The organism is Micromonospora sp. NPDC049645, assembly GCF_040675155.1.
Taxonomy (GTDB): domain Bacteria; phylum Actinomycetota; class Actinomycetes; order Mycobacteriales; family Micromonosporaceae; genus Micromonospora.
Genome location: NZ_JBFAOI010000013.1, coordinates 63,323 through 75,829 on the forward strand (window position 1 = coordinate 63,323; position 12,507 = coordinate 75,829).

At 72.2% G+C, this 12,507-nt stretch carries 12 protein-coding genes; 2 read left to right on the forward strand and 10 right to left on the reverse strand.

Going from position 1 to position 12,507, the window contains the following annotated elements; genetic code table 11:
- Positions 1 to 9: 9 nt before the first annotated feature.
- On the forward strand, positions 10 to 1,254 hold the full coding sequence (locus AB0J33_RS24995; protein ID WP_363616459.1) for a bifunctional pyridoxamine 5'-phosphate oxidase family protein/GNAT family N-acetyltransferase: 1,245 nt from the start codon (positions 10 to 12) through the stop codon (positions 1,252 to 1,254).
- Positions 1,254 to 1,925 carry a leucine efflux protein LeuE gene (gene leuE / locus AB0J33_RS25000; protein ID WP_363616461.1) on the forward strand — a complete coding sequence of 224 codons (672 nt, stop codon included), beginning with the start codon at positions 1,254 to 1,256 and terminating at the stop codon, positions 1,923 to 1,925. Before AB0J33_RS24995 ends, leuE begins: the two co-directional genes overlap by 1 nt.
- A 45-nt stretch (positions 1,926 to 1,970) precedes the next feature.
- Here the strand turns inward: leuE and AB0J33_RS25005 are convergent, their stop codons facing one another.
- The 10 genes from AB0J33_RS25005 to AB0J33_RS25050 form a co-directional block, all read right to left on the reverse strand.
- Positions 1,971 to 2,900 (reverse strand): sporulation protein, encoded by a 930-nt coding sequence (locus tag AB0J33_RS25005; protein ID WP_363616463.1) that lies wholly within the window; start codon positions 2,898 to 2,900, stop codon positions 1,971 to 1,973.
- A gap of 147 nt (positions 2,901 to 3,047) precedes the next feature.
- Complete coding sequence (locus AB0J33_RS25010; protein ID WP_363616466.1) at positions 3,048 to 4,112, reverse strand: hemolysin family protein; 1,065 nt, start codon at positions 4,110 to 4,112, stop codon at positions 3,048 to 3,050.
- A gap of 52 nt (positions 4,113 to 4,164) precedes the next feature.
- Positions 4,165 to 5,520, reverse strand: a complete 1,356-nt coding sequence (locus tag AB0J33_RS25015) for a hemolysin family protein (protein WP_363616468.1) — start codon at positions 5,518 to 5,520, stop codon at positions 4,165 to 4,167.
- A 181-nt stretch (positions 5,521 to 5,701) separates the two neighbouring features.
- Complete coding sequence (gene mnhG / locus AB0J33_RS25020) at positions 5,702 to 6,061, reverse strand: monovalent cation/H(+) antiporter subunit G (RefSeq protein ID WP_363616617.1); 360 nt, start codon at positions 6,059 to 6,061, stop codon at positions 5,702 to 5,704.
- Positions 6,061 to 6,324 carry a monovalent cation/H+ antiporter complex subunit F gene (locus AB0J33_RS25025; protein ID WP_363616470.1) on the reverse strand — a complete coding sequence of 88 codons (264 nt, stop codon included), beginning with the start codon at positions 6,322 to 6,324 and terminating at the stop codon, positions 6,061 to 6,063. Before AB0J33_RS25025 ends, mnhG begins: the two co-directional genes overlap by 1 nt.
- Positions 6,321 to 6,929, reverse strand: coding sequence for a Na+/H+ antiporter subunit E (locus tag AB0J33_RS25030; protein ID WP_363616472.1), 609 nt, complete (start codon positions 6,927 to 6,929; stop codon positions 6,321 to 6,323). Before AB0J33_RS25030 ends, AB0J33_RS25025 begins: the two co-directional genes overlap by 4 nt.
- Positions 6,926 to 8,431 (reverse strand): Na+/H+ antiporter subunit D, encoded by a 1,506-nt coding sequence (locus tag AB0J33_RS25035; protein WP_363616474.1) that lies wholly within the window; start codon positions 8,429 to 8,431, stop codon positions 6,926 to 6,928. The genes AB0J33_RS25030 and AB0J33_RS25035 overlap by 4 nt, the downstream gene beginning before the upstream one ends.
- Positions 8,431 to 8,910, reverse strand: coding sequence for a Na(+)/H(+) antiporter subunit C (locus tag AB0J33_RS25040; RefSeq protein WP_363616476.1), 480 nt, complete (start codon positions 8,908 to 8,910; stop codon positions 8,431 to 8,433). Before AB0J33_RS25040 ends, AB0J33_RS25035 begins: the two co-directional genes overlap by 1 nt.
- 55 nt (positions 8,911 to 8,965) lie before the next feature.
- Positions 8,966 to 11,800, reverse strand: a complete 2,835-nt coding sequence (locus tag AB0J33_RS25045; RefSeq protein WP_363616478.1) for a Na+/H+ antiporter subunit A — start codon at positions 11,798 to 11,800, stop codon at positions 8,966 to 8,968.
- Between the two features lie 217 nt (positions 11,801 to 12,017).
- On the reverse strand, positions 12,018 to 12,404 hold the full coding sequence (locus AB0J33_RS25050) for a hypothetical protein (protein WP_363616480.1): 387 nt from the start codon (positions 12,402 to 12,404) through the stop codon (positions 12,018 to 12,020).
- Between the last annotated feature and the right edge of the window lie 103 nt (positions 12,405 to 12,507).

The following is a 12,507-nucleotide window of genomic DNA, read 5'->3' on the forward strand; positions in this document are numbered from 1 at the left end:
GGCGCGCGCATGTATCCACCCACCGCCCGGACCACACCCCACCGCTCCCGCGACAGGATGAGCTACGACGAGGCCGCCGCCCACGCCGTGCTCGACGAGGCGTACGACTGTGCGCTCAGCTTCACCGTCGACGGCCAGCCACGGGTGCTGCCCACCCTGCACGTCCGCGTCGGCGACACGCTCTACCTGCACGGCTCCACCGGCAGCCGGCCGCTGCTCGCCGCCCGGGGCGACGACGGGCTGCCGGTCTGCGTCGCGGTGACCCTGCTCGACGGGCTCGTCTACGCCCGCTCCCAGTTCCACCACAGCGCCAACTACCGCTCGGTCGTCGCCCACGGCACCGCCCGACTGGTCACCGACGAGCGGGAGAAGCTCGCCATGCTCACCGCGCTGGTCGAGAAGGTCGGCCCGGGACGCAGCGCGGCGACCCGCCCGCCGAGCCGTCGCGAGCTGGCCGAGACGGCCGTACTGGCCCTGCCGCTGCGCGAGGTGTCCGTGCGGGCCCGCGCCGGCGGGGTCCGCGAGGACGAGGCCGATCTGCACCTGCCGCACTGGGCCGGCGTACTGCCGCTGCGCCTGACCGCCGGCCCACCCGAGCCGGACGCCGGGGTCACCGCGCCGCTGCCGGCGTACCTGCGCACGGCCCGCACGCCCTGGCACGATCCGGTGCCGCTGCACGGCGAGCACGTCCGGTTGGAGCCGTTGGAGCTGGCGCACACCGACGAGCTGCACGCCGCCACCGCGGACGCGGAGGTGTGGCGGCACCTGAGCGTCGCCGCGCCCACCGCGCCCGCGGACACCGCCGAGGTGATCGCCACCGCCCTGGCCGCCCAGCACCGGGGTGAGCGGGTGGCCTGGGTGCAGCGGTGCGCGGCGACCGGGGCCGTGGTGGGCAGCACGTCCTTCTACGAGATCGACCCGGAGCGGCGGGCGGTGGCGATCGGGCACACCTTCCTCGGCCGACCGTGGTGGCGTACCGGGATCAACACCGAGGCGAAGCTGCTGCTGCTCGGCCGGGCCTTCGACGACCTGGGCGCGGTACGGGTGGCCTGGCACACCGACATCCGCAACCTTCGCTCCCAGGCGGCCATCGAACGGCTCGGCGCCACCCGGGAAGGGGTGCTGCGGATGCACCGGCAACGCCCGGACGGCTCCTGGCGCGACACCGTGCAGTACGCGATGACCGTCGACGAGTGGCCGAACGCACAGGTCAGGCTGCGAGAAAGACTTCTGCGGACGGCACCGGTGGCGTGATGATGGCGGGCGTGCTGGGGATCACCGACATCTGGACGTACGTGCTGGGCACCGTGGCCATCATCCTGCTGCCCGGGCCGAACTCGCTCTTCGTGCTCTCCACCGCGGCCAAGCGGGGCGTCACGGTCGGCTACCGGGCCGCCGCTGGCGTGTTCGTCGGCGACGGGGTGCTGATGTTCCTCTCCGCCGCCGGGGTGGCGTCGCTGCTCAAGGCGTACCCGCCGCTGTTCCTGGTGATCAAGTACGCCGGTGCCGCGTACCTCGGTTATGTCGGGGTGACCATGCTGCTCGGCGCCGCGCGGCGCTGGCGCGACCGCAACGACCCGAGCACCCCGCGGCTCATCGACGCCGCCGACCCGTCGGCGATGCGCAGCCCGTTCCGCAAGGCGCTGGTGATCAGCCTGCTGAACCCGAAGGCGATCCTGTTCTTCGTCTCGTTCTTCATCCAGTTCGTCGACCCGGGTTACGCCTGGCCGGCGCTGTCGTTCCTGCTGCTCGGCCTGATCGCCACCGCGACCAGCGCGCTCTACCTGACCGCGTTGATCTTCGCGGGCACCTTCCTGGCCACCCAGTTCCGCCAACGCCGCCGCCTCGCCGCCGGCGGCACCACCGCGGTAGCCGCCCTCTTCCTGGCCTTCAGCCTCAAACTGGCCACCGCCAACGCCAGCTGAACCACCGGGGCGGGGGTGGGTGCGGGCGGGCGCGGGCCGGGTGGGTCAGGTGCCGTCGCCGCCGGAGCCGCCGCCGCCCACCCCGGCGCCGCCGGCGGTGCCGCCCAGGCCGTAACCCGGTCGGATCGGCTCGTCGGGATGGCGGCTGACGTGGGCTGACCCCGCGATCTGCGCGGACCAGTCGGCGTGCGCGGCGGCGGCGGCGTGCCGGTTGATCGCCTGGCGGATCCAGCCATCCACGGTGGCGACCCAGTCCCGCCGGCCGGCGTCCTCGTGCCAGATCCGGAACCGGCTGATGCTTTGGTGCGTGATGCCGGCCAGCGCCAGCCTGCGGTCCATCCACAGGATCGCCTCCAGGCCCGCCGAGTTGGTCACGAAGATCACCTCCATCTCGGTGATCGGACCGGCGTAGAGCGGCCCGACCCAGTAGCCCCAGCGCTGGTGCAACGGCAGTGTGTGTTCCACCCCCGGCAACCCGCCCTCGACCAGACCGGACTGGCGGATCATGAAACCCAGCGTGTCCAGCGCCGCCAGCACGTGCTGCTGGGTGGGGATCGGGTGCACGAAGACCGGCACCATGGCCCCCTGGTCGAGGTCCGGGTCGAGCGACACCTCGGTACGCAGGCCCATCCGCAGGCTCAACAGCGGCACCCCGCCGAAGGTGGTCACCGGGGTCTCCCACGGCAGCGGCAACGCGAAGTCGACCGCACGCCGTCGACCGGCCGGGACGACGAACCGGCCGGCGATCGGCAGTTGGTAGAACTGCATGAGCCGCCGGGGCCCGTCCGGGTCGTCCGGCTCGACGGTGCTGACCAGGCCGAGTCGGATGTGCCGCACCAACACGTCGTCCAGCCCGGCCGCCAGGGTCACCCGGCCGGGCAGGCTCAGGCCGGGGCGGGTGCTCGGGTTGGGGAGCGTGGTCTGCACGGACAGCCCGGTCCCGCCGGACTCCGGTGACACCCCCGTCAACCGCACCGCGCGCCCCCTCCCGGCACGGGGCAGCACACCCCGCACCAGCCGCGCCTACCCCGTCGAGGTGATCTCAAGCCCGCCGACGTGGAACGGGCCGCCATGCCCAGCGTCGACCCGGCCGCACCTCTGCGGTGCGGCCGGGTCGGCGGGTCAGCGCAACCGCCGCCCGCGCGGCACCGTGTCGGTCTCGTCGTCGAACTCCCCGATGACCTCCTCCAGCAGGTCCTCCAGAGCCACGAAGCCGATCGGTCGGGCCGGGCCACCGCCGTTGCGGACCAGCGCGAGCTGCGACTGCCGGGCCCGCATCGCCGCCACCGCCTCGGTCACCGACGACGTGGCGGGCAGGGTGAACGCGGGCGTCATCAACTCCCCGGCGGTGGCGACCCGGCCGGTGGTGACCACCCGTACCGCCTCCCGGACGTGCACGAGGCCGCACACGTCGCCCGCCTCGTCGAGCACCGCGAGCCGGGATCGGCCGCTGTCCCGGCTGACCTCCTCGATCCGTCCGGCCGGGTCGTCCCGACGGACGGTGACCATGGTGGCGAACGGTTCCATCACCTGCGCCACCGACGTGCCCTGCAACTCCAGCATGCTGGTCAGCAGTTGGTGCTGCTCGGCGCCGAGCAGCCCGTGCTCACGGGACTGCTCCAACAGGATCCGCAGCTCGTCCGGGCCGTGCACCTGGGCGAGCTGGTCCTGCTGGTTGACGCCGACCAGCCGCAGGATCGCGTTGGCCAGCGCGTTCAGCGCGGAGAGCACCGGCCGGGAGACCCGGGCGAAGGCACGGAACGGCAACGCGAGCAGCGTCGCCGAGCGCTCCGCGTCGGTGATCGCCCACGACTTCGGCGCCATCTCCCCCACCACCAGGTGCAGGAAGGTCACCACCCCGAGGGCGAACACCAGGGCGATCAGGTGACTTGCCGCGTCCGGCAGGCCCACCGCGTGCAGCAGCGGGCTGAGCAGGTGCTCGATCGCCGGCTCGGCCAGCGCGCCGAGACCCAGCGTGCACAGCGTGATGCCCAGCTGCGCGCCGGCCAGCATCAGCGACAGCTCGCGTACGCCGTCCAGCGCGGCCCGGGCCGCCCGACCACCGTTCGCCGCCGCCTGCTCCAGGCGGTAGCGCTTGCTGGCCACCAGGGCGAACTCGGCGGCCACGAAGAACCCGTTCAGCGCCAGCAGGATCACCGAACTGAACAGCGCGATCCCCGGGCTCATCGGTGCTTTCCCTCGTTCGCGACCGCGGGGCCCGCAAGCTCGCTCCTCGCGCTCATGCGGTCACCTCCGGCTTGGTCAGCTGCAACCGCACCGAGTCGGCCACGTGCCGATCGACGGCCAGCACCTCGACCAGCGCCCGAGGCTCGTCCTCGTCGTCCTCGCCGTCCGCGCCCTCGGGCAGCAGGCTGATCTCCAGCCGGTCACCGACCTCCGGCACCCGGCCCAGCTCCCGCATCACCAACCCGGACAGCGTGTCGTACTCCGGGGCCTCGGGCAGGGCGATGCCGGTGCTGTCGGCGACCTCGTCGATCCGCCAGCGGGCCGGCACCACCCAGGACCCGTCGTCCTGCCGGGCCGGTGCGCGCTCCGGCGGGTCGTCCTCGTCCCGGATCGGGCCGACCAACTCCTCGGCGATGTCCTCCAGCGTGATGACGCCCGCGAAACCGCCGTACTCGTCGACCACGCACGCCATCTGCCGATGCCCGGACCGCAGCCGGTCGAGCACCGTGGGCAGGGGCAACGTCTCCGGTACGAGTAGTGGCGGCCCGGCCACCGCGCTCACCGGAGTGGTGGCGCGCTCGTCCGGGGGTACGCCGAGCACGTCGGCGATGCCGACGATGCCGAGCAGGTCGTCGACGCCCTCCGCACCGCGCACCGGGAAGCGGGAGTGACCGGTGTCCAGCAGCTCGACGACCCTGCTGACCGGTTCGTGCGCCCGTACGGTGTGCACGTCGACCCGGGGCACCATGGCCTCCCCGGCGGTCAGCTCGCGGAAGTCCAGACCCCGGTCGAGCAGCGTGGACATCTCGGCGTCGAGGCTGCCCTCCTCGCGGGACTCGGCGATGATCTGTTCCAGGTCCGCCGGGGTGGCGCCACTGGGCAGTTCCTCGATCGGCTCGATGCCGACGCGTCGCAGCAGACGGACCGAGGCCCGGTCGAAGAGCCGGATCAGCGGCCCGGCGACGGCCAGGTAGATCAGGGTGGATCGGCTCAGCGCCCGGGCCAACTGCTCGGCCCGCGCGATGGCCAGGTTCTTCGGGGCCAGCTCACCGAGGACCATCTGCACGATGGTGGCGATGACCAGGGCCAACGTCACCGACAGCGGCAGGCTGACCGCCTCGCTGACGCCGGCCACGCCGAGCAGGTCGGCGAGGCCGCCGCCCAGGTACGGTTCGGCGACGTAACCGACGAGCAGCGCGGTGACGGTGATGCCGAGTTGGGCTCCGGAGAGCATGAAGGAGAGCCGGCTGGTGACGGTCAGGGCCCGGGCGGCGGCCTGATCGCCGTCATCGGCGAGCTGGCGCAGCTTGCCCCGGTCCACGGCGACATAGCCGAACTCCTGCGCCACGAAATAGCCGGTGGCGGCAGTGAGAACAATGATCAAAAGGAGACCAACGACGATCAACACGGGTCGCTCAGGGCTCCCGGGGTCGTCGGTACGGGGATATGCCGGGCACGACCCGGCTGGCTACTGCTGCCCTCCTGGGCAGAAGAGTCGATCATGCCGCTATTTTATCGGCGCTGGCTGGGACTCCGCTGGGGGTGGGCCGAAGGAGCGAATCATCCGGTTCACCGGGCGACCCAGGTCGTCACGCCGGCCCCGCCGACCCGCCACCCGACCCGCGTTCGGCCAGCTCGTCGGCGTCCAGCAGGCCCCGGTCGAGCCGCCCCGACCGGTACGCGGCCCGCCCGATCATCTGTGCCGCGACCGGAGCCGCCGCCAACTGGAAGACCGCCACCAGCAGGACCATGCCCAGATCCGCCGCGGACCGCAGTCGCAACGCGATGCCCAGCAGCAGCAGGAGCACCCCGAGCACCTGGGGCTTGGTGGCCGCGTGCATCCGGGACAGCGCGTCCGGGAAACGCAGTACGCCGATCCCGGCGGCCAGCCCGAGCAGCGCCCCGGCCACCAGACAGGCGGCGCCGAGCCAGTCCGCGATCGTCGCGATCACTGCTGCTCCCGGACGGCGAAGCGGACCAGCGACACCGATCCCACGAAGCCGAGCAGGGAGAGCACCACCAGTACGGGCAGGGTGCTGGCGTGCCGGTTGACCGCCGCTTCGGCGCCCACCGCGCCGACCATCGTGGCGAGCAGCATGTCCGCGGCGATCACCCGGTCCACCAGCGACGGGCCCCGGTAGAGGCGGGTCAGCGCGAGCAGCGCGGTCACCGACAGCAGAACGGTGAGGACGACGGCCAGGAGCGTGGTCACGGGCGGTTTCCCTTCTCGGACGAGGCGACGTCGAGGTGGCGCAGTTCGGCGGTGGAGCCCACCGCCCGGACGAGTCGCCGCTCGACGGCGAGCGTGCGTTCCCGGGCCACGTCCAGGTCCGCCGGGCCGTGGGTGTCCAGCACATGCAGGTAGAGCGTTCCGGAGTCCCGGTCCACCTCGAGGATCAACGTGCCCGGCACCAACGAGACCGCCTCGGCGGTGAGCGCCAGGTTCAGGTCGGTGGACAACCGCAACCGGACCGCGATGATCGCCCCGCGCGGCCGGTAGCCGGGCTGCACGGCGATCCGGGCGACGTGCAGGCTCGCGGTGACCAGCTCGACGGCGAACCGACCCGCGAACACCAGGAGCGCCCACGGCCGCAGCCGGCCACCGAAGCTGACCGCCGGCAGCGGGAAGAAGATCAGCACCGCCACACCCACCACCAGGCCACCGACCAGGTTGGCCCAGTTGATGTCACCCCAGAGCAGGTTCCAGACCAGCACCAGCCACCCGAGTGCCACCGCCCGGTCCCGCCAGCGCCCCAACCGGCCCGGCAACGCTTCCGGCCGGCCGGCGGTCCCGGCCGTCGGCCGCGAGCCGGTCACGGCACGCCGCCCGGCAGCACGGCACGGACGTACGGGGTACGCAGGCGCAGGTCCGCCGCCGCGTCGGCGGTGACGTCGAAGAGCGGACCGGCCAGCACGGTCAACGCCAGCCCGAGGGCGACCAGGGCCACGGTGGCCCCGACCATCAGCCTCGGCAGCCGGACGACCGGTTCGCTGGTGGCGAGCCGGGGCGCGCGCCAGAAGGCGATGTTCCACACCCGGGACGCCACGTACAGGGTGAGGAGGCTGGTCAGCGTGCCGGCCGCGACCAGCACCCCGGGCAGTGGACCGCCGACCGCCACCCCGGCCTGGAGCAGGCCGAGCTTGCCGAGGAAGCCGGAGAACGGTGGCACCCCGGCGAGATTCATGGCCGGGACGAAGAAGAGCACACCGAGCAGCGGCGCCACCCGGCCCAGCCCGCCGATGCGGCGCAGGTCGGTGCTGCCGGCACGCTCTTCGACCAGCCCGGCGACGAGGAACAGCGTGGTCTGGATGGTGATGTGGTGCACCACGTAGAAGATCGCGCCGGAGAGCCCGGCGGCGGTGCTCAACGACACCCCGAAGATCATGTAGCCGATGTGGCTGACCAGGGTGAACGAGAAGAGTCGCTTCAGATCGGACTGGGCCACCGCGCCGAGGATGCCGATCACCATGGTCAATCCGGCGACGACCATGAGCAGCACGTCGACCCGCCCACCGGGAAACAGCAACGTCTCGGTCCGGATGATCGCGTAGACGCCCACCTTGGTCAGCAGACCCGCGAAGACGGCCGTGACCGGGGCCGGCGCGGTGGGATAGCTGTCCGGCAGCCAGGCCGACAGCGGGAAGACCGCCGCCTTGATCGCGAAAGCCAGCAGCAGCATCAGCTCCAGGGCCAGTCGGACACCGCCGGGCAGCTCGTCGAGGCGCTGGGAGAGCTGGGCGAGGTTCAGCGTGCCGGTGGCCGCGTACACCAGACCCAGCGACGTCAGGAAGATCATCGAGGCGAGGATGCTGACCACCACGTACGTCGACCCGGTCCGGATCCGGGTCTCGGTGCCGCCCAGGGTGATCAGCACGAAGCTGGCGGCCAGCAGGATCTCGAACCCGACGAACAGGTTGAACAGATCACCGGCCAGGAACGCGTTGGTGACACCCGCGGTGAGCACCAGGTACGTCGGGTGGAAGATCGACACCGGGCTGCTCTCGCTGGTCTCGCTGCGCCCCTGGCCGATCGAGTACAGCAGCACGCACAGGGTCACCGCCGAGGACACCACCAGCATCAGCGCGGCGAGTTGATCGGCCACCAGGACGATGCCGACCGGCGCCGGCCACGCCCCGACCGCCACCACCACCGGCCCATGCCGGTACGCCTGCACCAGCAGCAGCACCGCCACCGTGAGCGTGCCACCCAGGCACAGCACGCTGATCGCACGTTGCAGCCGGGGCCTGCCGGCCAGCAACAGGGTCAGCGCCGCGCCGAGCAGCGGCACCACCACCGGCAGCGGCACCAGAGTGCTCATCACGCCTCATCCCCGCGCCGCAGCCGACGACGGGCCGGCTCGGGATCGACCTGTTCCGGGTCGCCGTCCGGGCCCTCCCCACCGAGGTCGACCGCGCCCGCCTCGCGCCGACCGGCCCGACGAATGATCTGCCGATCCTCCAGGTCGTCGGGCACCTCGTCGTCGCCGGAGAGATACCAGCTGCGGTACGCCACCGCGAGCAGGAACGCGGTGAACCCGAACGTGATCACGATGGCGGTCAACACCATCGCCTGCGGCAGCGGATCACTCATCCGCCGCACCGGCCCGGTGCCGACGACCGGCGCCCCGCCCGACCGGCCGCCCAACAGAATCAACAGGTTGACCCCGTTGCCGAGCATGATCACACCAAGCAGGATTCGGGTCAGGCTGCGTTCCAACAGCAGGATCACCCCACAACCGACCAGCACCGCGACGGCCAGCACCAGCACCAACGTCGGCCCCGCGCCACCCGCCGTCACCGTGACACCTCTGTTCGCGACTGCGGGGCTCGCAAACCCGGCTCACTCCTCGCGCTCACGCCCGCTCTCCCTTGTCGACGGCAAGGCCGCCGCTTGCCGTACCGGTGGCCTCGATGTGCCGGTCCACCTCGGCCCCCAGGCTGCGCAGGATGTCCAGCATCAACCCGATCACCACCAGGTACACGCCGATGTCGAAGAAGAGCGACGTGACCAGATGGACGTCGCCGATCAGCGGCAGGGCCCAGTCGACCTTGGCGCTCTCCAGGACCGACCCACCCACCAGTAGTGCCACCACACCGCTGCCCACCGACACCGCCAACCCGGCGCCGAGGATCGCGCCGGCACCGATCGGGGCCGCCTCGGTCAGCTCGTACCGGCCGCCGGCCAGATAGCGGACCACCAGGGCGAGGCCCGCCACCAGACCGCCGGCGAAGCCGCCGCCCGGGGCGTTGTGCCCGGAGAAGAGCAGGAACAGGGAGAACAGCACCACGGTGTGGAAGATCAGCCGGATGACCACCTCCAACACGATCGAGCGACGCTCCTCGTAGAGGGTGGGGCCGCCGCGCAGCCACACCGGCCGGCCCTGCCCACCCCCCTGCTGGTCCGACTCGGCCCGCTGCGGCCGCGGCCCGGTGCGGGACCGCTCGAAGATCAGACTGGCCACCCCGGTCGCGGTCACCACCAGCACCGCCAGCTCGCCCATCGTGTCCCAGGCCCGGATGTCGACCAGGGTCACGTTGACCACGTTGCGGCCGTACCCGTGCACCACCGCCAGATCCGGGAAGGCGGCGGAGATGTCCGGCGCCCGGCGGGCCGCGGCCGCGGTGAGCGCCAGCCCGGCGGCCACCACGCCCGCCGCGACCCCGATCGCGCGGCGGACCCACCGGGTGCGGCGCAGCGGGCGGGCCGAGAACCGCTCCGGCAGGCGACGCAGCACCAGCACGAAGACCGCGATCGTCGAGGTCTCCACCAAGAACTGGGTGAGCGCCAGGTCGGGTGCTCCATGCAGGACGAACAGCATCGCCGTGCCGTAGCCGGTCACGCCCACCAGCAGCATCGCGGTCAGCCGGCGGCGGGCACCGACCGCCAGCACCGCCGCCACCGTGATCACCAGCACGACCACCGGTTGCAGCAGGGTGTCCCAGAGCGGAATCCGAGCCCGCCAGGGGCTGGCGGAGACCATCGCCGTACCGGGCACCAGCACCAGGGTGACCAGGATGACGCCCAGATACTGCGGCAGGGAGCCACGCTGGGTCGCGCTGGTGACCTCGATGGCCAGCCGGTCGAACCGGCCCACCAGCCACTCGTACCCCTGGTTGCCCCCCACCGGCGACCGGAGCCGGGCCAGCACCGGGGCGAGCGGCCCGCGCACGGCGAAGAGCAGGCCGCCGCCGCCGAGCGCCAACACACTCAGGCCGAGCGCCGGGGTCGGTCCGGACCAGAGCGCCAGGTGCGCGCCGACCCCACCGAGCAGATCGGCGTACGGGCGTAGCAGGTCGTCCAGCACACTCGCGGCGGGCCCGGCGAGCAGACCGACACCGGCGAGCACCGCGGGTGGGACCAGTAGCGACGTGGCGATCGCCCCCGGCGGCACGGGCGTCACCCCCGGCCGGTCGGCGAACGCGCCCCAGAGGAATCGGGCGCTGTACGCGACGGTGAGCACCGTCCCGGCGACCAGACCGGTGAGCAGCGCCGGTTGGTCGGTGAACGCCCCGAACACCGCCTCCTTGGCCACGAAGCCGACCAGCGGCGGCACTCCGGCCATCGACGCCGCGGCCAGCACCGCGACCACGAACAGCGGCCGGGACCAGTGCCGCACCCCGGACAGCTCGCGCAGGTCGCGGGTGCCGGCACCGTGATCGATGATGCCGACCACCAGGAACAGCGCCGCCTTGAACAGCGCGTGTGCCAGCAACATGGCGGTGCCGGCCAGGGCCGCGTCCGGGGTGCCCGAGCCGGTCACCGCGACCAGCAGGCCGAGCTGACTGACCGTCCCGTACGCCAGCAGCAGCTTGAGGTCGGTCTGGCGCAACGCGGTCCAACCGCCGATCAGCATGGTGACCACCCCGGCGACCTGCACGACCGGCCGCCACGGGCCGACCGTGGCGAGCGCCGGCGCGAGCAGCCCGACCAGGTAGACGCCGGCCTTGACCATGGCGGCGGCGTGCAGGTAGGCGCTCACCGGCGTGGGTGCCGCCATCGCGACCGGCAGCCAGGAGCTGAACGGCAGCACCGCCGACTTGGACAGCGCGCCGGTCAGGATCAGCAGCACCGCGCCCACCAGGTACCCGCCGCCGGGCAGCGGCTGCCCGGCGATCTCCGACCAGCGGTAGGTGCCGGCGTGCTCGCCGAGCATGATGAACCCGACCAGCATGGCGAGCCCGCCCAGCGTGGTGACGGTCAACGCCTGGGCCGCCGCCCAGCGGCTGGACCGCCGTTCGGTGCTGTGCCCGATCAGCAGGTACGAGAAGATCGTGGTCAACTCCCAGCCGACGTAGAGCAGCAGCAGGTCGTCGGCGAAGACCAGGACGAGCATCGCGCCGGCGAAGGCGACCAGCACCGCGGCGTACTGCGCCAGCCCGGTGGAGCCGGCACTGAAGTAGCGGGCGCTGTAGATCAGCACCAACGCGCCGACGCCGCCGATCAGCAGCGTCATCAGCCAGGAGAGCGTGCTGAGCCGGAACGCGATGTCGAGGCCCAACTGTCGGATCCACGGGTACGTCTCGACCACCGCCCCGCCGTCGGCGACGACCGGGGTGCGGGCCACCGCCCAGCAGAACGCGGCGGCCGGTGCCAGCGCCAGCGGGTAGCACGCGCGCGGACCCCACCAGCGGACGAGCAGGGGCGCGGCGAGGGCCGCCACGAGATGGAGGACGAGCAGTACCAGCACCTGCGCTCCCGATCGACGTGGCCGACGCCGTGGCAGCGGTGGCGCCTAGCAGCGATCAGACGCCAGTTCGTTCCCGGCCGGGCGATTTTGCCGGAATTCGCCCGAACCCCACCCCAACCCCACCCCGCTCCTCCGCCGTTGATCAAGAGGTTTGCGTCAGCCTCGCCCCGGCTCCTGACGCAAACCTCTTGATCAACACGGGAACAGGCGGGGTGCGTCAGCGCAGCAGCGCGTTGCCGATGGGTTGCGCGTCGTCCGGCGCGGGGCGGTCGCGATGCAGCTCGGCCAGCAGGTCGAGGCGGCCGAGCTGACGGACGACCCGTTCGACCACCCGCTCCGCGGCGGTCAGTGACCGCACCGCGAGCAGACGGCCACGGCTCTCACGACGTAACACGAAGTAGTGGACGGCGACGCGGACCTGCCCCCGGTCGGCGGCACTGGCGTGGGCGGTGCACAGGACCAGCTCGCGCAGGCAGCGGGCGAGACGTTCGGCCAGCTCGAGCTCGGGGCCGTGCAGTCCGGCGCGGAGCGCGGCGAGGTGGCTGTCGACCTTGCGAATCAGCACGTCGGTGCCCGGTTCGACGGTGTGCTGCTCGCCGGCCATCAAATCCCCTCACCCCGGTTCGCGTTGCGAGTGAAGTTACTTTATGTTGCTCCTTAGAAGCAAGCAGTTAAGTGAGACTTAACGTATTAAGCGCACGTTCCAC